The organism is Pantoea sp. UYEF8 (assembly GCF_040546285.1).
In the GTDB taxonomy this organism is placed as follows: Bacteria; Pseudomonadota; Gammaproteobacteria; order Enterobacterales; family Enterobacteriaceae; genus Pantoea; species Pantoea brenneri.
This window is the reverse complement of record NZ_JBEPNM010000001.1, coordinates 1-21485: the sequence shown is the minus strand read 5'-3', so window position 1 is coordinate 21485 and position 21485 is coordinate 1. Positions and strand designations below refer to the sequence as shown.

Genomic DNA, 21485 nt, shown 5'->3' with positions numbered 1-21485 from the left:
GGGATGCATGAAGTGTGCAGCGGCTAAGTCGCTGTCTGCTGCGGTGTTTTCGGTAACATACGCCGCCTTATTCACCGTTTCGTTGCAGAAATGTGCATAGCAGAGACTTGTCTTAAAAAAGGGAAGGCGTAGTCTGCAAGGGTGTTAAGAATTCCCTGGTGTAACGAATTGAAATTTTTACCCGGCCATCCCGCCGGGTATTTTTTTGAAATCGTTTTCAGCGGTTTGCCTCACAGGAACGACAGTCACAGATATCCATTTCAAAGGCGTCGGCCAGTTCAGTTCCGCGCGGCAACAGCTGCGGTGCTGGTCGCTCATCAGCCACTGGCGGCTGCGCCATAGATTCGTGCATCTCAGCGGCATTCCCGGCCTGTAACGCCTCCAGCAAACGATCAACATCAACATTCATCGCTGACTGAGACGGTTTGGTATGCTGTTTTTCGCCTGTCATTTTCTGACTCCCGCGCGCGGACAGAATGATCAGTATAGTGGCTGGTGCAGAAAGGGGTGAGGGGGCGATCACAGCAAAAAAAAGCCCGCGCTGCGCGGGCAAAATCCTTGTTACTTTTAGGTTGACTGCCCCTATGGGGTTGGCGCAGTAGAGAGAGTGTAAGGCGGGCGCGCGTCAGAAGTCTTGCGGCGAAGTGTTAAGGAATTGAAAAAACGCAGGCTTACTCAGATTTACCTGACTTTTCGCTCATTGAGAGCAGAATCGGCTATAGTTCGTGATAAAGTTGATTTTTATCAATACCTAAAGGAATGGTTATGGACATCTTAAGAATTATTATCGCGATCCTGTTACCGCCACTTGGCGTCTTTATGCAGGTTGGTTTCGGTGGTGCCTTCTGGCTGAACATCCTGCTGACGCTGTGTGGCTACATTCCGGGTATCGTGCACGCTGTATGGGTGATTGCCCGTCGCTAACGCTCGGCATCACTGCGGTTCTTCGTTTAGACTGTGCAACAGGAAATAATCAGGAGAACCGAAATGAAGGTGAATGACCGCGTCAGCGTTAAAACCGATGGTGGCCCGCGCCGCGTCGGAACTATTCTGGCCATGGAGCCGTTTAATGAAGGCACCATGTTTCTGGTGGCGCTGGAAGATTACCCGTTAGGCATCTGGTTTTTTAACGAGGATGGTCATCCGGAGGGGATTTTTGTTGAGCCTTACAGCACAGAATAAACCGGCCGGCACGTCGCGCCACTGCTGATGCGATCCTCCTCCCCGTGGCGGGGAGGAGGCAAAGCCAGACCGCCGTCACTGACCCGACGGCATCACTGCTCTATTAATTCTGTACTTCCCTGTCGGCACTCTCTGTCTGCACTCCAACTGCGCTTAAAACGTTTCCCAGTTATCATTACCGCTTGCCAGTGCCGGACGAGGCGCAAGGGCAGGGGTTTTCACCGGCGCGGTGGCGCGGCTGGCGGTGCCAGCCAGCACCGGTGTATCCTGCAGGCGGAAAGCCGATACCGCCTGAGTCAGTTTACCGGCCTGATCTTCCAGCGATGCAGCCGCCGCAGAGGCTTCTTCGACCAGCGAGGCGTTCTGCTGGGTGACATTATCCATTTCGGTAACGGCCTGGCTGACCTGCTGAATCCCACGGCTCTGTTCGTCAGAGGCGGCGGCAATCTCTGCCATGATATCGGTGACCCGACGTACCGCTTCGACAATCTCGCCCATAGTGTTACCGGCAGCGCCGACCTGCTGCGAACCATCTTTAATCAGCGTGACCGACTCGGCAATCAGCGACTCAATCTCTTTTGCTGCCTGCGCACTGCGCTGTGCCAGATTACGGACCTCACTCGCGACCACCGCAAATCCCCGACCCTGTTCACCGGCACGAGCGGCTTCGACCGCCGCGTTCAGTGCCAGAATGTTGGTCTGAAAGGCGATGCTGTTGATGACGTTGGTGATCTCGGCAATCTTTTTCGAGCTACCGGAAATGTTGGTCATGGTTTTTACAACGCCGCTGACCAGGTCGCCGCCACTGCGGGCTTTACCGGAGGCATCGCCGGCCAGCTGGCTGGCGTGATGGGCATTTTCGGCGTTCTGCTTCACCGTGGCGGTGAGCTGTTCCATGCTGGCGGCCGTCTGTTCCAGTGCTGCCGCCTGCTGTTCAGTACGCGAGGAGAGATCGGTATTGCCAGCAGAGATTTCGCTGGAGCCCTGATAAATGGCGACGGCACCTTCACGCACCGTGCCGACGGTTTTCACCAGCGACTGCTGCATTAACTGCAGATTGTGGATCAGGGTGCCTATTTCGCTGCGACCATGTGGCAGCGGTGGTGCCGTCAGGTCGCCCTGTGCGATACGCTCAATGCGTGACACCGACTGACGCAGCGGATTAATCACCACCCGACGCAGGAAGACAAAGGTCAGCAGCACCAGCAGCAGCGCAGCGCCAAAGGCCACCGCCATCGCAATAAAGCCAATACGCGACTGATGGTTGGCTTCTGCGGTGATCGCATTGGCGCGGTCGGTACGGATTTTGATCGCCTTCAGCAGCACCGCATTGTAGTCGGCGTCCAGTTTGCGGGTAACGTCGGTTTCCTGCGCGATAATGCCCTCGAAGCTGCCTTGCTTACCGGCGTTAATCATCGGTATCAGGCCTTTCTCAATATAGTCGTTAAAGCGTGCCTGCAGCGTGGCATCCAGCGCGACATCCTCGGGCGACTTCACCTTGCGGTCGGCGTAGACTTTAAACCCGTCTTTAGCCTGCTGAATACGTTTCTCTGCCGACGCGAGGTTAGCGCGAAACTCATCCATCTCACCGATACGCGCCGCGGCGCCGGCCTGAATAACCGTCAGACGGGCAGTACGTAAGTGGTTTGAACTGTTCGAGATACCCATCCGCACCTGAATTTCGTCAGTGGCGTCACTGAGCGAGTGATTACCTGAAATAAGAAAGTAACTGGCGACACCAATACAGAGTGCGAACAGCAGCAGAATGCCGCCGAAGATCAGGCTAAACAGCGGGACAAGGCGGAGGTTCTGCCATATACCCGAGGTGTTCTGTCCATCATTAACCAATGCAGTGTTCATATCCTTGCTCTCTTGAGGCTGTTGTTATAAGGCTTAACATCGGCAAAAGAGCGGAAAGGCTTAGCGGCAGGAGTGAGATCTGGCTCCCAGTTTGAGGCAAAAAAAAACCGGCCATCCTGGCCGGTTTTCATTGCGGGTCGTTATCTTACGTTAACGTAGATACCCGACGTGACGTTATCAGTTAAACGCACCACATGATAAATAACCTGCTTATTGTGGGTTTTGATTTTGCGTTTAATATTACCTTTATGTGACGAAACAGTTTTCGCCTTTATTTGCATTTTATCTGAGATCTGAATGGTGTCATGACCTGACATCCACATCTTCAGCATATTTGACTCGGTCTGGCTCAGCGTTAATGGATGAACATCCATTCCTGAAGAGATACGCGCAGACTGATTGAGTTTTTTCTGCAAATAGGTGCTAAGTAACGAATCCAGAGTCGATGTCTTTATCGATTTTGACGTAATAATCAGGTTCTTACGAACGTAGAGGTATTCCTCAAAATGGATATTGCTTATCGCCATGAATATAAAGAACAGCGTATCAGGGTGCTGCGTAATAATGCTGCGGATACGTTCGCTGGAGTCGGGTTCATGAATAAAGCAGTCTTCATTAATAAAGACGACACCAGGTTTTAATTGTTCACATTTTTGCTGTAGTTGCTCAATATCGGAGGCAGAAGTGATATTTTTCTTCTTAACTCCTTTAAAAGACATGTAGTCCGATAATCCCAGGCGTGTGTAGTTGCAGGAATCCATAATAATCGTTGGCATAATAGCGACCCTCACCAATTTGTTATCCGTTTAAATCAACGATGAATTACGCGTTGCGGTACGAGAGAGATTTCTAAGGCACTTTTTTATTCTGCTCGTGCAGTGTGGTAACAGGCAAACGCCTGTAAAAGTCTTCATCCCTGACCCGTTCTGCAAAAATATTGTGCTGCTTTGACGTCACACATTCTCCGGTTATGGCGGGGAATGCCAGTGAAAAACCGGAGGTTAAGTAAGACTCTGTTTTTGGGAGCGCTGTCACTATCGCTGAAAACCCGGAGTTTTCTGATAGGACAAATCTTAAAAGCATTTGTTTTACGAAAGTGTGATGTCTCAGCGTGTGTTGACAATGCCGGAAAAAACATTTTTTAACAAGAAAAATCACTAAAGAATTTTTTTGTTCAAATTCAACGAATTGCCTTTTTTATCAACAAATTCACAGTCTAACCGCTGCTGTGAACCGCCCAACTAAAATACGCGAAGCCCGGTTTAATAAGAATTATTTTCAGACTCTCAGCACATTTATCAGAATTTCCTTAGTTGCATTCTGGAAAATATGGTTTGAAAAATGCACGGATGGTTTTGCGTTACTTAAGTATCAGTAAGCAAAGATAGTTAGAAACTTAATGTTCAGGGACGGGATAGTTCTGTCAGGAACAGGGCGAGTAAATCAAACACTTCACCGAACAAATGCTCACAGAACGGGGCGAGCAGTGGCATCAGCATACTGATAGTCAAAATGCCTACTGATAAGGTGATCGGGAAGCCAATTGCGAAGATTGATAACTGTGGTGAAACACGGTTTAACAAACCTAGTACCAGATTTAGCATGAGGAGCAAAACGATTAAGGGTAGCGCTAACATCATGCCATTAAGGAAAATTAATCCGCCCGACTTCACCAGCGCCATAAACGCATTGGCATTCAGTGGATGTCCGCCAATCGGCAACGTATGAAAACTGTCCGCCAGCAACGAGATCAGCCACAGGTGTCCGTTGAAGGTCAGGAACAGTAACATCGCCAGCATGTCTAAAAAACGCGCCAGTACCGGCATGTTGAGGCGGCTGCCGGGATCAAAAAAGGTGGCGAACGACAGGCCCATCTGTAAGCCAATCACTTCCCCGGCGGTCCGCACCGCGGCAAAAGCAAACTGCATGGTAAAGCCGAGCGCAATGCCAATCAGCATCTGCTGGATTAGCAGCCAGAAGCCGGCCGGCGAAAACAGCGTCACGTTAACCGGCGGCAGCAGCGGCATTAACAGCCAGGTGATCATCACTGCCAGACCAATTTTGACCCGGTGACTGATAGATCGTTCATTAAGCAGCGGCGCAGAGGCCAGCAGCGCCAGAATACGCACCAGTGGCCAGAAGAACTGGCTCACCCAATGTACCAGCTGGCTGCTGTCGAGAGTAATCATCAGCCGATGATGTAAGGCAGGTTGGAAAAGACGGTGCGGATATAGTCGAGCAGCAGATTCAGCATCCACGGGCCGGCAATAATCCCGGTGGTCGCCACCGCCAGAATTTTCGGAATGAACGACAGGGTCTGTTCATTGACCTGAGTGGCGGCCTGCAACAGGCTGATAAGCAATCCACTGACCAGCGCGGCCAGCAGCATCGGGGCGGCCAGCATCAGCGCGACGCGCATCGCTTCCTGGCCCATTACCATTACTGATTCGGGTGTCATGTTGTGCTCCGGGAATAGGGGGGATCAGGAGTAGAAGCTTTGCGCCAGTGAGCCGACCAGCAGTTGCCAGCCATCGACCAGCACAAACAGCATCAGCTTAAACGGCAGTGAGATTGTCGCCGGTGGCACCATCATCATCCCCAGCGCCATCAGCACGCTGGCCACCACCAGGTCAATAATCAGAAACGGGATAAACACGGTAAAACCAATCTGGAAAGCGGTCTTCAGCTCGCTGGTCACGTAAGCGGGCAGCAGGATGCGCATCGGCACCGCTTCCGGGCCGGCAATCGGCGCGGTATTCGCCAGGCGAGCGAACAGGGCCAGATCCGCTTCACGGGTCTGACGCAGCATAAACTCACGCAGCGGCTGGGCGCCTTTCTCGATCGCCACATCCATGCTGATTTTGTCCTGGCTGAACGGCAGGTAGGCGTCCTGATAAATCTTGTCGAAGGTCGGCGCCATAATAAAGAAGGTCAGAAACAGCGACAGCCCCAGCAGAACCTGGTTCGGCGGTGCAGAGGGCGTACCCAATGCGTTACGCAGCAAACCAAACACAATGATGATGCGGGTAAAGCTGGTCATCATCAGCAGCACCGCCGGAATAAAGGTCAGGGCGGTGATAAACACCAGCGTCTGCACCGGCAGCGACCAGCTCTGGCCGCCGTTTGGCAGCGCATGACTCACCAGGCCCGGAAGCTGGGCATGGGCAACCGGTGCCAGCAACAGCAGTGGCAATAAAGGAAGCAGTCGACGCATCATTGGGGTTTTCCGGGACGTTTAACCAGATTCTGTAACAGCTGACGAAAATCCTGTGGGGCAGCCTGCGCTGGCGTATTCTCCAGCGGCGCACCCGGCGGTAGCGTATGCAGATGGGTAATCTGCTGTGCGGTCACGCCAAGCACCAGACGGGCATCGGCGGTATCGACAATCACCACCCGCTCACGCTGGCCGACCTGCACGCTGGCGGTCAGTTTAAGCTCCTGGCCGCTCACCTTCTTCGGCGCGAAGCCAAAGCGGCGTGCCAGCCAGGCGCAGGCCAGAATCAATAAAATAATCACCGCTAACATGCTGCTGACCTGCACCACCATTGAGCCGGTGGAAATCGGCTGAGCGTGTGGCGCAGCAGGTTGCAGACTTTGATTCTGGCTAGTCATTCTCAGCGACTCAGACGACGCATACGTTCGGACGGAGTAATAATGTCAGTGATGCGCACGCCATATTTGTCGTTGACCACCACCACTTCACCCTGAGCAATCAGGTAACCGTTGATCAGAATATCCAGCGGTTCGCCTGCCAGGCCGTCGAGCGACACCACTGAACCCTGCGCCAGACGCAGCAGCTCTTTGATGGTCATCTTGGTACGGCCCAGTTCCACGGTCAGTTTGACCGGGATATCCATGATCAGATCGATATCCTGCAGTGAGCCAGAAACGTTACCGCTCTCGAATGACTTAAACACGTCATCGGTTTGCGGGGCGCTGCTGCTGCCGGCCTGCTCATTCATTGCTTCAGCCCACAGATCGTCCGCAGAGATATCGTCAGACGGCTTATTACTGTCACTCATGGGGCTGTTCCTCGTTCAGCGAATTCAAAATCGGGTTAATCAGGTGTTCGACACGCAGGGCATACTGGCCATTCATCGTGCCATATTGGCTGGTTAAGACCGGCACGCCATCGACATGGGCGATAATGCGTTCCGGTTTCTCAATCGGCAGCACGTCGCCGGGCTTCAGCTGCAAAATCCGTGACAGACGCAGCGAGGTTTCGGCAAAGTGTGCAATCAGTTCCAGCTCTGAGTGCTGCACCTGTTTTACCAGGTTGTCACGCCAGTGGTTATCTTCCTGGCGCGAGTTCTCGAGCGGCGGATTGACCAGCAGTTCGCGCAGCGGCTCAATCATTGAAAACGGAATGCAGATATTAAATTCACCCACCAGGTTACCAATCTCCACCTGGAACGGCGTGTTAACCACGATGTCGTTCGGTGAAGTGGTGATGTTGGTGAATTTCACCTGCATCTCTGAACGCACATACTCGACGTCCAGTGGATAAATGGCTTTCCATGCGTCGCTGTAACCGTCCAGCGCCAGCTTCAGCATGCGACGGATAACGCGCTGCTCAGTATGGGTAAACTCGCGACCTTCTACTTTGGTCGGGAAGCGACCATCGCCACCGAACAGGTTATCAACCGCGATAAACACCAGACTGGGTGAAAACACTACCAGCGCCGTACCGCGCAGCGGCTTCAGGTGGATCAGGTTCAGGTTGGTCGGCACCGGCAGGTTGCGGGCAAACTCGTGATACGGCTGAATCTTGATCGCGCCGACGCTGATATCCGGGCTACGACGAAGCAGGTTAAACAGCGCCATACGGAAACTACGGGCAAAACGCTCGTTAATAATCTCCAGCGCCTGTAAACGCTCGCGCACCACGCGGCGCTGGGTATTCGGGTCGTAAGGACGAATATCGCCTTCCGGCCCGTTTTGTTTCTTTTCTTCTTCCGCGCTGCCACTGTCGCCGTTTAATAGGGCGTCAATTTCAGCCTGGGAGAGAATGCTATCGCCCATTGATTCACCTCAAAATGAAGGCAGTAAACAGCACATCGTTCACGGCCTGCGGAGGTTGACCTTTTACCAGTGGTGGTGCCAGCGCCTGTTTGATTTGTTCAACAAGCGCTTGCTTTCCTTGCTCCGTCGCCAGCGCCGCAGCGCTCTGACGCGAGAGCAGCAGCAGCAGACGACTGCGCACCTCAGGCAGATAGTCATTTAACCGACGCCGTGTATCCTCATCGGCCAGACGCAGGGTAAAGCCTACGTACAGCACGCGGTCAGGATCGTTGTCGGGATTGACCAGGTTAACCGTAAATGTATCAAGTGCAAAAAAGACCGGGGCGGGAGGCGGTTCGACTTTCGCCACCTCCGGCTTATCGCCCTCATGTTTATTCATCATTCGCCAGACTGCATAGCCTGCCACGCTGCAAGCGGCCAGAGTCACAATGAGCAACACCGGAATTAAGAGTTTACGTTTGCGGCCTTTAGCTTTCGCGTTATCAGACATGTTTGCAGTTACTTCCTGTGAATTATGGGCAAGCCTCTCGGCTCACCTGGACAGATTATCCCGCGTCTTAAGTCAAACAATGGGAAGAAAAGACGCGGGTTTTACGCTTACCTTCAGCGTTTGTCGCTATCAGGCAAAAGTGTCGACCGCGCCATTACCGTTTACCCGTGCCTGAAGAGCGGCGGGAACGGCAATCGGCGTGATGTCGGTGTCACTATCCTGAGCGAGAGAGAAGCGGCCATACTGTCCATCGCGGCGCGCCTCCTGCTGTTGCTGGAAGTTCTGGCCTTGCGCGGAACTGTCACTGCTGACCTGACTCTCACCCAGGTGGATTCCGCTCTCTGCCAGCGCACTGCGCAGCTGCGGAATCGCGGCTTCCAGCGCCGCTCTGACGTGGCTATGGCCGGAAACCAGATTAATTTGTGCCTGGTCGTTATCCAGTTTCAGGCTGATCTGGATGGCGCCCAGGTCTGCCGGATGTAAGCGCAATTCGGCGTTTTGCTGACCGTTGCGGCTGAACATCACAATTTGCTGGCTTAACGCCTGCTGCCACTCATCGCTGCCCAGCTGCGCATTCAGCATCGGGGTCGAGGGCGTGCTGGTGGTCGACGACGCCATTACCGGCGGCGCCAGGCTGCTGGCGCTGGAGATCGGCGTGCTGGCGATCAGCGAATTATCGCTGGCACTGGCTTTGATGGCGGCCTGATCGTCCTGTCGGGTTAAATTGCTCAGCACCTGCTGAAAACTGCTATCCAGCGTCTGCGCGGGGCTGAGGCTGTTACTGTTCACCGCAGCCGTGCTGCTCTGGCTGGCTGTGCTACTCACCGCGGGCGCATTCAGCGCGGCGGTTTTAACCCCAGGCGAACTCTCCGCGCCGGGTTCTTTGCTCGCCTGATCGCTGCCGGTGAGCATCTGTGCCAGTGACGTCAGGCTTTTGCGCGCGCTGTCGTTCTGGACAGCCAGTTCACCCTGCGCCTCACTGACCGGGCTGACGGCTGCGCTGGTGGCGGCCGGCGTGGTCGGTAACATGGCGAACAGCGCCTGCACATTTTGCATATCGCTGGCACTTAAGGGCGCGGCTTCTGGCTTGTCTTTATCATCGGCTGATTTTGTGCCGGCTTTAATATTTTCCGGCTTAAACAGTGCGCTTAGCGCCGCCGGATTATCCAGTGCGGCGATCAGGGCATTCAGTGGTGCGCCAGGCTGCGCATCGGTGTCGCTTTCTGTTTTGAGATCAGCTGATTGCGCCGCTTTTCCCTGCTGTTTCGCCAGGCTCAGCAACTGGTTTCCCAGCGCGGTCAGAAAGTCGTGCGGCAGGGCATCGGTGCCGGCAGCTGCATCGGTTGAAACTGATGTATTCGCGTCGGTTTTCACCGCCGCTTTCATGGCAATGTTTGGCAGCGTAATCATTCGCCTCTCCTCAAAGCGGCCCGTTGGGCAAATTCATCCATCCGTTTCTGGTCGAGACGGTTTTCCTGTCGTAATGCATTTTCCGCTGCCCGGGTGATCAGCGTCTGATAGGCGTTCAGCCGCTGCTGTTTCTCACGCCAGTTGATCAGCGCCTGCTCAAGACGCTGGTTCCAGTTATTGAGCTGGTTGCGGTGCTGATCGATCGCTTTTTCCAGCGTCTGAATAAACTGGTGGTAGTTGGTCCAGCGGGTGCTGGCAATCCCGGTCGACATATCGTCATTCAGCTTGTTGCGATATTCGTCCTGGTAGTCGAGCAGCATGGTCAGCTGCTCATTGGCAGCCTGCTGACCGCGACGCATATCGCCGAGATAGATGGCGGCGCGTTCCAGATCCTGTTCCGCTAAATCGCGTAGCGTGTCGATGGCATTTGCAGTTTTCATTGCCGTTACCTCGCGTTAATCGCGTCGATTAGCCGAACAGCGCATGCAGATGCAGGCAGGCGTCGTCATAATCGCTGCGTTCGAAAATGCCCTGTTGCAAAAAGGCTTCCATCTGCGGATAGAGTTTGATCGCTTTATCCAGCATCGGGTCGCTGCCTGCGGCATAGGCGCCCACGCTGACCAGATCGCGGTTACGCTGGAAACTGGACAGCAACTGCTTGAACTGGCGTACGCGCGCATAGTGGTTTTCATCAATCAGCGAGGTCATCGCACGGCTGATTGAGGCTTCAATATCGATCGCCGGATAGTGACCGGCTTCTGCCAGCCGCCGCGACAGCACGATGTGACCGTCGAGGATGGCGCGCGCCGAGTCAGCAATCGGGTCCTGCTGATCGTCGCCTTCGGTCAGCACGGTATAGAAGGCGGTAATTGAACCGCCGCCGTCGATGCCGTTACCGGCGCGTTCCACCAGCGCCGGCAGCTTGGCGAACACCGACGGTGGATAGCCTTTGGTGGCCGGAGGTTCACCGATCGCCAGCGCGATCTCACGCTGCGCCATGGCGTAGCGGGTCAGGGAATCCATGATCAGCAGCACATGTTTGCCGCGATCGCGAAAATCTTCGGCGATGCGGGTGGCGTAGGCGGCACCCTGCATACGCAGCAGCGGCGAAACGTCAGCCGGCGCGGCGATCACCACCGAACGCGCGCGGCCTTCGGCACCGAGAATGTTCTCGATAAAATCTTTTACTTCGCGACCACGTTCGCCGATTAGCCCGACCACAATCACGTCGGCTTCGGTGTAGCGCGCCATCATGCCGAGCAGTACGCTTTTACCGACGCCCGAACCGGCGAACAGGCCCATACGCTGGCCGCGTCCTACCGTCAGCAGGGCGTTAATGGCGCGAACGCCGGTGTCCAGCACATCGGTAATCGGGGTACGCTGCAGCGGGTTGAACGGCGGGGTGATCAGCGGCGCGCGGTAACCGGTATCCGGTGACGGCAGGCCATCCAGCGGGCGTCCGCTGCCGTCCAGTACCCGGCCCAGCAGCTGCGGACCCAGCAGCATTTGCTTACCGGCCTGCGGGTTTTCACCGTTCTGCAGTGCGTACACCCGCGCGCCCGGTAAAATGCCATCCACTTCTTCCAGCGGCATCATCAACAGTTTTTGTCCGTTGAATCCCACCACTTCGCTTTCGATCTCGCTGATGGTTTTGCCATCATTACGTTCAATGATGCAGGTCGCGCCGAGCGGTAACTGCAGGCCAGTCGCTTCCAGCACCAGGCCGGTGGCACGGGTCAGTCGCCCGTAACGGCGAACCGGCTGAACCTGAGCAATTCGCTTTTCGAACGCGTCGAGCGCGCCCAGCCAGCGATTGAGCCGAGTGGTCATTACACTTCTCCTGGCGCGGCAAGGCGGCACAGTTCCTGCCAGCGCGTCGCCACGCTGGCATCCAGATCGCCATCTTCGGCGCTGAGTTTACAGCCGCCTGGATGCAGGGTACTGTCCGCCAGTAAACGCCAGCCGTGCAGGTCGAGCGTCGGGCCGAGCGTCTGCTCGATACGTTGCAGATCATCCGGGTGCACCCGCAACTGCGGCTTGCCGTTGAACATCGGTTCCTGCTGCAGTAATCCCTGAATCTGACGCAGCAGGGCGCTGCCATCGACCGCAGTCGCCTGGCCAATTACCGAGCGGGCGGCTTCAAGTGCCAGCTGCATCAGTCGCGAGGCGATAACGCTGTCCAGCGACTCCAGCGTGTTCTGGAACTCGGTGACCAGCTGCTGCATCCGCGCCTGTAACGGCGCGTGCTGCTGCTGAGCATCTGCCAGACCCTGCTGAAAACCGGCTTCATAACCGCTTTTCTGACCTTCGGCAAAACCCTGCTGCTGACCTTCGTTGTAGCCCTGGGCCTGTGCCTCTTTACGCATCTGCTGTTGCTGACGCTCAAGCAGCAGCTGCTGCTCGTCCACCCCGGAATCAAATTCGGTGATCTCGGGCAGCGGCTCCGGTTCAGGCTGGTCGAAGCGGCCTAGATCGGCCGGCTGCCACAGTTGCCATGGGCGGGCAGAAAATGCATCAGACATAGGTTTCCTCGCCACCACCAATCACCATCTCGCCCGATTCGGCTAAGCGGCGCACCACCAGCAGGATTGCTTTCTGCTCGTTTTCCACCGCCGACATCCGCACCGGACCGCGGTTGGCCAGATCGTCGCGCATGATATCGGCCGCACGGGCTGACATGTTTTTGAGGAATTTCTCGCGCAGCGGCTGTTCGGCACCTTTCAGGGCAACCAGCAGCTGCTCGGACTCCACTTCCTGCAACAGGCGCTGGATACTGCGGTCGTCCACTTCCACCAGGTTTTCGAACAGGAACATCTCGTCGATAATTTTCTGAGCCAGTTCGCCGTCGAAGTCGCGTACTGCTTCGATAACCGCTTCTTCCTGCTGCGTCTTCATCAGGTTGATAATCTCGGCTGCGGTTCTCACGCCGCCCATCTTCGCGCGCTTGAGGTTGGTACCGTCCAGCAGACCGTTGAGCACTTCGGTCAGTTCGGCCAGCGCCGCTGGCTGGACACCGCCGAAGGTGGCGATACGCAGCATCACATCGTGACGCAGACGCTCGTCGAACAGCGCCAGAATATCCGCCGCCTGACCACGCTTGAGGTGGACCAGGATGGTGGCGATGATCTGTGGATGCTCGTCGCGGATCAGGTCGGCAGCCGCCTGCGGCTCCATAAAGTTGAGCGTCTCCATCCCGCTGGTGGTTTCGCGGGTTTCGAGAATATCTTCCAGCAGGCTGGAGGCGCGCTCTTCGCCCAGTGCTTTGATCAGCACCGAACGCAGATAATCGTTGGAGTTAAGGCTCAGCGCCGCAAACTGCTCGGCATCGGCTTCAAACTCGCGTAACACTTCCGTCAGCTGCTTGTGCGAGACCTGACGCATATTGGCCATCGCGGCGCTCAGGTGCTGCACTTCACGCTGGTTCAGGTGTTTGAAAACTTCCGCTGCGCGCTCTTCGCCGATAGTCATCATCAGGATGGCGCTTTTTTCGGTTCCGGTCAGACTCATAGCTCTTTACTCATCCATTCGCGAATCACCAGCGCAACAACGCGCGGATCGTTTTCAGACATGTCGCGGATGCGTTGACTCATCACCTCTGCGCTCATGCGGTTGTTAGACTTACGTTCCTGATCCAGCTCATCTTTGCTGAGCTGAACGCTATAGGCTTCTTCTTCTGCCGGTTCAGCGGCACGGGCAGCAGCAGCTTCTGCAGCGGCTTTCTCCGCAGCCTGCTTACGCACCAGATGCGGACGGACCAGCTTGCGATACAGAATGAAGGCAACCAGAGCAACCAACAGCCATTTACCGGCATTCATCAGCTGATCAAAGAACGCTTGCTGCTGCCAGAAGGGCAGATCACCGGTCGTCGGTTCGGTGGTATTGAACTGCGAGTTCACCACGTTCACGCTGTCGCCGCGGGTCTGGGAGTAGCCCATCGCTTCACGGGTCAGGTCTTCAATCTGCTTCAGTTGCTGTTCGTTCAGCGCAACCGCTTTCCCTTTATCGTCTTCGCGATAGTTGACCACCACCGCCACCGACAGACGCTGGACATCGCCGACGTTAAGCTTGGTATGACGAATAGTGCGGTCCAGCTCATAGTTAACCGTGTCATCACGGCGTGAGTTGGTCGGCGTGCTGCTGGCCGCGGTGGTGCTGGTGGTCTGGCCGGCATTATTCTGTCCGTTAGCATTCTGACCATTGGCGTTCTGACCGTTGGCATTCTGGCCGTTAGCTGCGGGTGCATTGACCGGCGCGGTGTTGGCTGGCGCAGGCTGGTTGGACAATGCGCCCGGTACGCCGCCCGGATAAGGGCTGCCTGATTGATCGCTGGTGCTGGTCTGACGCGAGCGAATCGCGGTAGCAGATGGATTCGCATTAGGCTGATATTTCTCATCCGTCTGCTCGCTGGTGTCGAAGTTGATCTGCGCGGTAACCTGCGCATGCACGTTGCCCTGGCCCAGAATCGGATTCAGGATCGCTTCGATACGTTGCTGATAACGCGTTTCAACATCAGAGGCATACTTCAGCTGAGCATCATTCAGATCGCGGCCGACGCTATCGGAACGGGTCAGCAGGCGACCGGTCTGATCGACCACGGTAACGTTACCCGGCGGTAAACCCGCCACGCTGCTGGAAACCATGTGGGCGATGGCCTGAATCTGACCTTCATCCAGTGCACGGCCAGGCTGCAGGGTTAAGGTGACTGATGCCGACGGTGCTTTCTGCTCACGGACAAATAAGGTGGGTTTAGGCATCGCCAGATGGACGCGGGCGGTTTTTACCGGACCCAGCGATTCGATGGTGCGAGCCAGCTCGCCTTCCAGCGCGCGCTGATAGTTGACCTGCTCGCTGAACTGGCTGATACCGAACTTCTCTTTATCCAGCAGTTCGAAACCAACCGAGCCGCCTTTCGGCAGACCCTGTTGTGCCAGACGCAGACGCAGCTCATGCACCTTCTCATCCGGCACCATCAGCGCACCACCATTTTCGGCGAAGCGATAGGGGATATTCATCTGCGTCAGCTGCGTGACGATTTCACCGCCATCTTCATTCGACAGATTGTTATAGAGAACGCTGTAGCTGGGTGCTTTGGCCCACAGCACCATCGCAATCACGATAGCGATAACGGCGGCGGCGGCGACGACTAAAGGAATACGCGGATTTGCGCGCAGGCGAGCGAGAAGGTCACCGAAGCCTTTCTTTTCTTGATCTTGTGTGGCGGCTGCACTCGCATTCATGACCGATTCCTGCCTGACGTAATTGACCGGGTTAGTTGAGATGGCAAAACAGACTCCCTGACCTGCGTAGATAAAATTTCCACTTCAATGCCAGGCATTATTTGTTGAAACCAAAAATTCGATGGCTGGATAAGCCGGGTTTTTTGCTGTCATTTAGCGCCTTTGTCTCATTGACAACGTGTTAGATTTTTGAACACAGAAAAACCCCACTCTTTTATATGAGGTATCGTTAATGTCCATTCAGGCAATCGACGGCGTACTGCAACAGCTTCAGGTCACCTCGCTGCAGGCGAGCAACCGCAGCAGCGAAGCCCCTAACCAGATCGATTTTGGCGCCACCATGAAAGCTGCGCTGGATAAGATCAGCGAGACGCAAACCACCGCCCGTAGCCAGGCGCAGGATTTTGAGATGGGGAAACCCGGTATCGCGCTGAACGATGTGATGGTCGATCTGCAGAAATCGTCTATTTCTATGCAGATGGGGATTCAGGTCAGGAACAAGCTGGTGTCGGCGTATAGCGATATTATGAATATGCAGGTTTAGGCGGGTAACTGTCTGAAGCTGTTGAGGTTTCTCATACTGCCACTTTGGTGGAGCACGTATGTAGCACAAGATCGCTCATTTTCGTGTTGATGAGTGATAGCTGGTCCGTGTTGTTCTCTGACATCCAGGCGCCATAAACCCGGTACACCATCTGCGCATCGGAGTGACCCATTTGCGAAGCGACGTAGTTCGGGTTTGCGCCTGCTGAGAGTGCCCAGCATGCGAACGTATGACGGGACTGATAGGCTTTCCGGTAATGAAGTCCTGCACGTCTGAGGGCGCCGGTCCATTTCTGTCCGAGTGACTCTGTTGAGTAATATGCTCCCGATCGGCCGTTGACTTGCGTTCACGCTGGGATTGAACACGAACGTCTTCGGCTCCTCAATTCGCTCACCATATTCCCTGGTATGAAAAGTGAAGGGGTCTGAGGGTACATTCGGGTCAGCTCTCGCTGGTCACGCAGGATATCAACCGCTGCATTCATCAGGCATATGACACGGTTTCCCGCTTCCGTCTTTGTCGGCGTGAACAAACCCTGTGGTGTGAGGTTACGGCTGACTGTCAGCTTCTTCGCTTCAAGGTCAATATCTTCCCATACCAGGGCGCACATCTCTCCGTGATGTAAACCCTGATGGCTTGATGGTAGACAGCGCGTTTGGCATTTTTTACAAGCGTGTTTTTACGCATCTGACGTTACCGGTGACGGATCAGGGCTTGCCAATTTCCACCTGAGAAACATGTATGCTGACATCGGCGACGGTGGAATCGAAATAAACTCAAACTGTTATTCTGCTTACGGAACTATCGAGTCGTACATATTTAATTCTGATGTGAGTGGCAATGGTACTGACGGCGCAGCGTTTACTCTGGCGGATGTTATTGCATCAAATATTAAACTGGGGATGCGCTCAAACCGATCACCTGCTGAAGCCTTTCTAGTCACTGGCGCGGCACATCAACTTTATATTACGGCGACTTGTCTTAATGGGTAGGCATTCGTAACCACGGGCTCCTATGCTATAAAGGTTACAGGAGGAGGAACGATACGACTAGGTAATACTGCTCAACTGACTACGGGTAATGGCCTCTATTATTCTAAGGATTCCGTGAGCTCAATCACTTTCCCGATTGCGTACGATTTGACTGGTTCTGCTGTGTCCCCGCTAGGTTTTATAGTCGTAAGGTTACTATTACAGATGATAGTGTGGCACTAGTAGCAGCGCCAACAGGTGACTATATTGCTAATATACATATCACACCCACTGCAGTTCCAGCGGCAGGAAATCCTGCAGGAGCAGTATGGTTACGAGCCAGCTCATCGCCATCTGCTGCGACTGTTTCATTGAGCACAACAATCAATGTGTCAAACACAACGGGGATACTGACAGGAACAACCGGAACTGTTGGAAATCTTACTATATCAGCAGCAATTAATGGAAATTACTATATTGAAAACAGGACTGGAGCATCTAAACGCTTTATCTCGATTTTGCTTGGGGATTGAAAATAAGGCCAGTAATACACTGGCCTTATCCTTATTTATTAAATTTATCATACACAAAGAATGTTATTTTTTTGTACTTCAAAATCACATCTGGTTTACCATACTGCTTTTGAACCCCTTCAAAGCATTTTTTTATATCGTGGCATGTTTCGCCAACTTCAGTCATAGCGATAAAAGCTTTACCCTGGTAAGGTCCATACCACGTACTAAATGACTGTGAGTGCTTCCTTCTCCACTTAATCATTCCTGTATCTTTATCAAAAATTACAGGCCTGATTACAACATCCCCTCCAGATCTCCAAGTCGCATCGTTGGCTCTAAGCCCCCAGTAATCCCCATACCCAAAATTAAGACTGTTATCCCTCATAAACTGTATCATCTGCAATGAATCACTATCAGCATTGTTTCTACCATGAGAAAAGTGTGACCATGCAGATGAAAGCAAAGAAAGAATTAAAGCAGGAATTAAAACTACTAATATGTTCCTTTTATAGTTGATGAGAATAATAGCAGGGACAAGGTAAATTACATTTGCCAAAAATCTTGCAGAATATTGAGCCTTTCCTGGATTTCCAATGATAAACGTAGATGATATGCCAAGAATTGATAATAACAGGAGTATGTTTATACTGCGATCTAAGTTTTTTATCAGTACGAATATGGTTAGCATTATAAACAAAATAGCGGAAATTACATAAGCCGCATTTTTCTCTACGAAGAATAAATTAACAATTCTTCCATAATCCCAAAAGAACCACTTTATATTATTTTTGATTACGTCTAAACTGGCTAATTCAAAATGAGTTACGGGGACATACATTAACTTCTGAACGATCCCACTAAAGAATACAACTATTGTTATGATGAACATTGAAAACTGAATGACAGCAGTCAATCCGCCTAACTCCTTCTTTATCTGCGCATATATAGAATAGAGAGCTAGAGGCAGCAAATAAGCAACGACATACCATGGGTCAGAAACTGCTGCAGCAAGTGAAATTACGCAAATTACAGTCGTTGCAATGAAACTTTTTTGCCATCGAATATATATTAAAACACAAATAAGACCATACAAGTTTATGGCATTGTGAGAGAAAAGATGATGCACGAACCCTATCACATAAGCGAAATATGATAAGCATGATAGGTATATTATCAGCAAGAATGAAGATTTTTTCTTCGTAACTTGATAAACAATCAAAGATGCGACTAGTGACGTAAGCACTGTTTGTGATACAGACATCACCTTTAGCATAAAAATGCTTGGATCACCACAAACATAGAATATCAAAAAGTGAACAGGATAAATAGCAAGATACCAGTTATCCACCGTTGGCTGCCACAGCTTTAGAACTGATAGGCCATGCTCACCGACCTCCTTCCATGCCAATGCAGAGTTAACCATGTCTGCATTGGCAGAGAAATATCTATCTACAATGATAAAGGTTATTACATAGCCGACAATCAGCGATGATATTAAATACAAGTAGCTTTTCGTATTCACGGTCAATCCTTTTTCTTTATGATATACCGAGGCCTGTTTTTCGTCTCGATATATATCCTTCCAATATATTCTCCTAGAACGCCTATGCCAATTAGCTGAACCCCTCCTAGGAATAGTATTGATGTTATGATTGATGGATAGCCCCTTAGAGGGTTACCAAAAATCAACGTGTCAGCCACCATATAAGCGGCGTAAATGAAAGACAGGCCTGCAGCGAATACCCCGAGGTATGTCCATACCCTGAGGGGGAACGTCGAAAAAGATGTAATGCCCTCCAGCGCAAGGTTCCAGAGTTTCCAGCCGTTGAATTTAGTTGACCCCGCGATGCGCTCTGCTCTTACATATTCAACAACGTCAGTCTTGCCTCCCACCCAGGATAAGACGCCTTTCATGAATAGATTTCTTTCCTGTATCAGTTTTATGTTCTCAACAACGTCGCGTGACATTAGTCGGAAATCGCCAACATTTTCTTCAATTTTGGGCTTGCTTATGAGGTTGTGCAGATGATAGAACCACTCAGCACTTTTCCTTTTGAGACGGCTATCTGAAGATCTATCCATGCGCTTAGCTAGTACCACATCCGCACCATCTCGCCATTTATCAATCATCAGCGGTATGACATCAAGAGGGTCCTGCAGATCTACATCGATAGGAATAACAACTTCACCAGTGGATTTTTCTAATCCGGCAAATAAGGCTGGCTCTTTACCAAAATTACGAGTGAAGAAAACATTTTTTACTAATGGGTCCTCCTTCTCCATTTCTTCCATAAGAAAAGGAGTGAAGTCTGTGCTGCCGTCGTCAACAAATACAATCTCAATGTCATGTTTTTCAAAGAGCTTAAAGCACCTCACATGACGATAGAAAATGGTAATCGCATCTGCCTCGTTGAATACGGGGACCACTAGAGATATTTTCATTTTCTCTCCCTGAAAATAACATATTTAGAATAAATGAAGCCGCATACAAGGCTTATGAATGAGAAAACCACCAGTGTGGCCAAAGGATTTATGCTCATTTTATCGCCATAATAACCTACTAGAGTCGCTATCGATTCCATAAAAAAACGCACATCATATATCTGATAGTTGTTGCCTCAGCGCTAAAAGTCCACTTAGCGTTAGCAAAAAAAGAAAACGTAACCGCAACAGAGAATGCAATGGAATTTGATAGCGAGTGTGACTGACCATTTTTCACACAAATTACAAATACACACCAATGTATCAGCGTGTTCAAAACACCAATGGTCATATACTTGGCAAACAACTGAGCCATGTTATGCTCCCCAAAAAAGATGCGGAATTTTCTCATTGCTTAAAGATATGATCAAGGAATCGATTATATATCGCCCGACAATTTTGTATAAAAAAGCCCGGCGACCGGGCAATGACTCAGCCGCTCCTGTCTCAGCAGGCTGCGGGGTATAATTTGAGATTAGTCACTCCTCAGCGCAGATGCCCAACCAAAATCCCTTTCACAACCGTGCATTTACAAATCCGCTAGCCGTTTCGGCTTGATCAAACGCCCCCACCGATATTGCTGCTTATCCATACAGTGTTTGTTAAGGTAGGATTTAGCATGCCACGCGACTACGAAATCAAAGGTGCCTTTTTACAGGCTATAAGCAGAGACGGCAGGGGCCGGCAGGTAGTAACCACCGGAACATTCCTGCGAAAACTTGAGGCGTTCAGCCACATATGGATGCTGCAACAGTGCAATCAGTGGATACGGCGCGAACAGCACATCTTCAGAGAGCTGGTAACTATTGGCGGCGATAACCGCACTTACGCACTGATTAACATGGGATATGTGAGGTAACTATGGGCTTTCCATCTCTTGTGCAGGACTATGTTGAGCAGCGGCTTAACCTGAACGATCTTCTGATGCCGAACCCGGCCAATATGATGCGTATTGAAACGCTGGAGGGGGGCACGCTGATTGACCGTTCTGCCCGGATGAAATCTGGATTTGCGCCGGCAGAAAATGACCAGCATATATAAGTGTGCCGGGAATGGTATGGCTTAGGGTAAGTCAGGCCGGCATTCCTAATTGCTGCTCTCCATGTTTGTGGCAGTGACGACCCCGCGTAATAGCTGTCGCTAATATTGTTGATCGCGTTTACTGTCGGGTTGAATACAAAGGTGAGCTCCTCTTCGCACAAATACTGGCAAAACCGTCCTGAAAAACCAGTCGGCAGGCGGGCTGTATTACCAAGCCAGGTGATGGAACTGAATAACATCAGCCATGGTTCTGCCGGACCAAGGAGCATCGCCATAATGGCAATCCAGAGAGGCTATCGGATGTGATGCTGGCTTGCTGGCAGACTGATGAAAGAGCTGGGGCTGGTCAGTTGCCAGCAGCTGACTCATCGATATAAACGTGACTGTCATGAACACCTCGCCATCCCGAATCATCCTGAGCGGCAGTTCGCAGTGACAGAACCAAATCAGGTGCGGTGACGTGACTTATATCTGGAAAGGTAAGCGCTGGGCATACCTTGCAGTTGTTCTCGACCTGTTCGCGAGGAAACCGGTGGGCTGGGCAATATCGTTCTCTCCGGATAGCAAAATGACGGCTAAAGCGCTGAAAATGGCAAGGGAAGCTTGCAGCAAGCCAGACGGCGTGATGTTCCACAGCGATAGTAATAATGCCAGTGTCAGTTTTTATCATCACTCAGTTTGCCGTTTAACCTGATTGGTGTGATTACTGATGCAGTGAAGACCTTCCCGCAT

The 21485-nt window shown here is 52.4% G+C and carries 23 protein-coding genes and 2 pseudogenes; 6 read left to right on the top strand and 19 right to left on the bottom strand.

Annotation, left to right across the window (positions count from 1 at the left end; genetic code table 11):
- Nucleotides 1–217: 217 nt before the first annotated feature.
- Nucleotides 218–451 (bottom strand): DUF2525 domain-containing protein, encoded by a 234-nt coding sequence (locus ABIB18_RS00130; protein WP_354473435.1) that lies wholly within the window; start codon nt 449–451, stop codon nt 218–220.
- 314 nt (nt 452–765) lie between these two features.
- Between ABIB18_RS00130 and ABIB18_RS00125 the strand changes: the two genes are divergently transcribed.
- Complete coding sequence (locus tag ABIB18_RS00125) at nt 766–924, top strand: YqaE/Pmp3 family membrane protein (RefSeq protein ID WP_046288250.1); 159 nt, start codon at nt 766–768, stop codon at nt 922–924.
- 63 nt (nt 925–987) lie between these two features.
- Complete coding sequence (gene dsrB, locus ABIB18_RS00120; protein ID WP_031377099.1) at nt 988–1182, top strand: protein DsrB; 195 nt, start codon at nt 988–990, stop codon at nt 1180–1182.
- A gap of 153 nt (nt 1183–1335) precedes the next feature.
- Here the strand turns inward: dsrB and ABIB18_RS00115 are convergent, their stop codons facing one another.
- The 15 genes from ABIB18_RS00115 to fliF form a co-directional block, all read right to left on the bottom strand.
- Nucleotides 1336–3042 (bottom strand): methyl-accepting chemotaxis protein, encoded by a 1707-nt coding sequence (locus ABIB18_RS00115; RefSeq protein WP_354473433.1) that lies wholly within the window; start codon nt 3040–3042, stop codon nt 1336–1338.
- A gap of 140 nt (nt 3043–3182) precedes the next feature.
- Complete coding sequence (gene rcsA, locus ABIB18_RS00110; RefSeq protein ID WP_031377097.1) at nt 3183–3818, bottom strand: transcriptional regulator RcsA; 636 nt, start codon at nt 3816–3818, stop codon at nt 3183–3185.
- Nucleotides 3819–4445: 627 nt separating this feature from the next.
- A complete protein-coding gene (gene fliR / locus ABIB18_RS00105; RefSeq protein ID WP_031377096.1) occupies nt 4446–5231 on the bottom strand; it encodes a flagellar biosynthetic protein FliR in 786 nt (261 codons plus the stop codon).
- Nucleotides 5231–5500 (bottom strand): flagellar biosynthesis protein FliQ, encoded by a 270-nt coding sequence (gene fliQ / locus ABIB18_RS00100; RefSeq protein ID WP_031377095.1) that lies wholly within the window; start codon nt 5498–5500, stop codon nt 5231–5233. Before fliQ ends, fliR begins: the two co-directional genes overlap by 1 nt.
- A 24-nt stretch (nt 5501–5524) precedes the next feature.
- Nucleotides 5525–6256 carry a flagellar type III secretion system pore protein FliP gene (gene fliP, locus ABIB18_RS00095; RefSeq protein ID WP_046288520.1) on the bottom strand — a complete coding sequence of 244 codons (732 nt, stop codon included), beginning with the start codon at nt 6254–6256 and terminating at the stop codon, nt 5525–5527.
- Entirely contained in the window at nt 6256–6654 is a 399-nt protein-coding gene (gene fliO, locus ABIB18_RS00090; protein ID WP_031377094.1) for a flagellar biosynthetic protein FliO, read from the bottom strand. Before fliO ends, fliP begins: the two co-directional genes overlap by 1 nt.
- Nucleotides 6655–6656: 2 nt before the next feature.
- A complete protein-coding gene (gene fliN / locus ABIB18_RS00085) occupies nt 6657–7064 on the bottom strand; it encodes a flagellar motor switch protein FliN (protein ID WP_089562455.1) in 408 nt (135 codons plus the stop codon).
- Complete coding sequence (fliM, locus tag ABIB18_RS00080; RefSeq protein ID WP_031377092.1) at nt 7057–8064, bottom strand: flagellar motor switch protein FliM; 1008 nt, start codon at nt 8062–8064, stop codon at nt 7057–7059. Before fliM ends, fliN begins: the two co-directional genes overlap by 8 nt.
- Before the next feature lie 4 nt (nt 8065–8068).
- Nucleotides 8069–8554, bottom strand: a complete 486-nt coding sequence (gene fliL, locus ABIB18_RS00075; protein WP_031377091.1) for a flagellar basal body-associated protein FliL — start codon at nt 8552–8554, stop codon at nt 8069–8071.
- Nucleotides 8555–8683: 129 nt separating this feature from the next.
- Nucleotides 8684–9964, bottom strand: coding sequence for a flagellar hook-length control protein FliK (locus tag ABIB18_RS00070; protein WP_354473431.1), 1281 nt, complete (start codon nt 9962–9964; stop codon nt 8684–8686).
- Nucleotides 9961–10404 carry a flagellar export protein FliJ gene (fliJ, locus tag ABIB18_RS00065; RefSeq protein ID WP_031377089.1) on the bottom strand — a complete coding sequence of 148 codons (444 nt, stop codon included), beginning with the start codon at nt 10402–10404 and terminating at the stop codon, nt 9961–9963. The genes ABIB18_RS00070 and fliJ overlap by 4 nt, the downstream gene beginning before the upstream one ends.
- Before the next feature lie 28 nt (nt 10405–10432).
- A complete protein-coding gene (gene fliI, locus ABIB18_RS00060; RefSeq protein WP_046288251.1) occupies nt 10433–11794 on the bottom strand; it encodes a flagellar protein export ATPase FliI in 1362 nt (453 codons plus the stop codon).
- Nucleotides 11794–12486, bottom strand: a complete 693-nt coding sequence (fliH, locus tag ABIB18_RS00055; RefSeq protein WP_089562458.1) for a flagellar assembly protein FliH — start codon at nt 12484–12486, stop codon at nt 11794–11796. Before fliH ends, fliI begins: the two co-directional genes overlap by 1 nt.
- A complete protein-coding gene (gene fliG, locus ABIB18_RS00050; protein ID WP_354473429.1) occupies nt 12479–13471 on the bottom strand; it encodes a flagellar motor switch protein FliG in 993 nt (330 codons plus the stop codon). Before fliG ends, fliH begins: the two co-directional genes overlap by 8 nt.
- Nucleotides 13468–15201, bottom strand: coding sequence for a flagellar basal-body MS-ring/collar protein FliF (gene fliF, locus ABIB18_RS00045; protein WP_354473427.1), 1734 nt, complete (start codon nt 15199–15201; stop codon nt 13468–13470). Before fliF ends, fliG begins: the two co-directional genes overlap by 4 nt.
- A 232-nt stretch (nt 15202–15433) precedes the next feature.
- Here fliF and fliE point away from each other — a divergent pair, with 232 nt between their 5' ends.
- Nucleotides 15434–15745 (top strand): flagellar hook-basal body complex protein FliE, encoded by a 312-nt coding sequence (gene fliE / locus ABIB18_RS00040; protein ID WP_069729200.1) that lies wholly within the window; start codon nt 15434–15436, stop codon nt 15743–15745.
- Between the two features lie 1204 nt (nt 15746–16949).
- On the top strand, nt 16950–17249 hold the full coding sequence (locus tag ABIB18_RS00030) for a hypothetical protein (RefSeq protein WP_354473425.1): 300 nt from the start codon (nt 16950–16952) through the stop codon (nt 17247–17249).
- A gap of 31 nt (nt 17250–17280) precedes the next feature.
- Here ABIB18_RS00030 and ABIB18_RS00025 read toward each other — a convergent pair whose 3' ends face one another.
- The 3 genes and pseudogenes from ABIB18_RS00025 to ABIB18_RS00015 all read right to left on the bottom strand — a co-directional run bounded on the left by ABIB18_RS00025 (nt 17281) and on the right by ABIB18_RS00015 (nt 20028).
- The gene (locus ABIB18_RS00025; protein WP_354473423.1) at nt 17281–18753 is read right to left on the bottom strand and encodes a hypothetical protein; all 1473 of its coding nucleotides are present in this window, start codon (nt 18751–18753) and stop codon (nt 17281–17283) included.
- 2 nt (nt 18754–18755) lie between these two features.
- Entirely contained in the window at nt 18756–19673 is a 918-nt protein-coding gene (locus tag ABIB18_RS00020; RefSeq protein WP_354473422.1) for a glycosyltransferase family 2 protein, read from the bottom strand.
- Nucleotides 19670–20028, bottom strand: a pseudogene (locus ABIB18_RS00015) (GtrA family protein). The gene ABIB18_RS00020 and the pseudogene ABIB18_RS00015 overlap by 4 nt, the downstream one beginning before the upstream one ends.
- A gap of 545 nt (nt 20029–20573) precedes the next feature.
- Between ABIB18_RS00015 and ABIB18_RS00010 the strand changes: the two are divergent.
- The gene (locus tag ABIB18_RS00010; RefSeq protein WP_354473421.1) at nt 20574–20753 is read left to right on the top strand and encodes a hypothetical protein; all 180 of its coding nucleotides are present in this window, start codon (nt 20574–20576) and stop codon (nt 20751–20753) included.
- A 141-nt stretch (nt 20754–20894) separates the two neighbouring features.
- Nucleotides 20895–21402: pseudogene (locus ABIB18_RS00005) on the top strand (DDE-type integrase/transposase/recombinase); the annotation flags it as partial.
- Nucleotides 21403–21485 lie beyond the last annotated feature (83 nt).

Coding starts and splice junctions, on each gene's coding strand:
- fliE (WP_069729200.1), top strand. CDS start 15,434: ATGTCCATTCAGGCAATCGACGGCGTACTGCAACAGCTTCAGGTCACC.
- fliF (WP_354473427.1), bottom strand. CDS start 15,201: ATGAATGCGAGTGCAGCCGCCACACAAGATCAAGAAAAGAAAGGCTTC.
- fliI (WP_046288251.1), bottom strand. CDS start 11,794: ATGACCACTCGGCTCAATCGCTGGCTGGGCGCGCTCGACGCGTTCGAA.
- ABIB18_RS00070 (WP_354473431.1), bottom strand. CDS start 9,964: ATGATTACGCTGCCAAACATTGCCATGAAAGCGGCGGTGAAAACCGAC.
- dsrB (WP_031377099.1), top strand. CDS start 988: ATGAAGGTGAATGACCGCGTCAGCGTTAAAACCGATGGTGGCCCGCGC.
- fliR (WP_031377096.1), bottom strand. CDS start 5,231: ATGATTACTCTCGACAGCAGCCAGCTGGTACATTGGGTGAGCCAGTTC.
- ABIB18_RS00125 (WP_046288250.1), top strand. CDS start 766: ATGGACATCTTAAGAATTATTATCGCGATCCTGTTACCGCCACTTGGC.
- fliG (WP_354473429.1), bottom strand. CDS start 13,471: ATGAGTCTGACCGGAACCGAAAAAAGCGCCATCCTGATGATGACTATC.
- fliQ (WP_031377095.1), bottom strand. CDS start 5,500: ATGACACCCGAATCAGTAATGGTAATGGGCCAGGAAGCGATGCGCGTC.
- fliO (WP_031377094.1), bottom strand. CDS start 6,654: ATGACTAGCCAGAATCAAAGTCTGCAACCTGCTGCGCCACACGCTCAG.
- fliM (WP_031377092.1), bottom strand. CDS start 8,064: ATGGGCGATAGCATTCTCTCCCAGGCTGAAATTGACGCCCTATTAAAC.
- fliL (WP_031377091.1), bottom strand. CDS start 8,554: ATGTCTGATAACGCGAAAGCTAAAGGCCGCAAACGTAAACTCTTAATT.
- ABIB18_RS00115 (WP_354473433.1), bottom strand. CDS start 3,042: ATGAACACTGCATTGGTTAATGATGGACAGAACACCTCGGGTATATGG.
- ABIB18_RS00020 (WP_354473422.1), bottom strand. CDS start 19,673: ATGAAAATATCTCTAGTGGTCCCCGTATTCAACGAGGCAGATGCGATT.
- fliH (WP_089562458.1), bottom strand. CDS start 12,486: ATGTCTGATGCATTTTCTGCCCGCCCATGGCAACTGTGGCAGCCGGCC.
- fliJ (WP_031377089.1), bottom strand. CDS start 10,404: ATGAAAACTGCAAATGCCATCGACACGCTACGCGATTTAGCGGAACAG.
- ABIB18_RS00010 (WP_354473421.1), top strand. CDS start 20,574: ATGGGCTTTCCATCTCTTGTGCAGGACTATGTTGAGCAGCGGCTTAAC.
- rcsA (WP_031377097.1), bottom strand. CDS start 3,818: ATGCCAACGATTATTATGGATTCCTGCAACTACACACGCCTGGGATTA.
- ABIB18_RS00130 (WP_354473435.1), bottom strand. CDS start 451: ATGACAGGCGAAAAACAGCATACCAAACCGTCTCAGTCAGCGATGAAT.
- fliN (WP_089562455.1), bottom strand. CDS start 7,064: ATGAGTGACAGTAATAAGCCGTCTGACGATATCTCTGCGGACGATCTG.
- fliP (WP_046288520.1), bottom strand. CDS start 6,256: ATGCGTCGACTGCTTCCTTTATTGCCACTGCTGTTGCTGGCACCGGTT.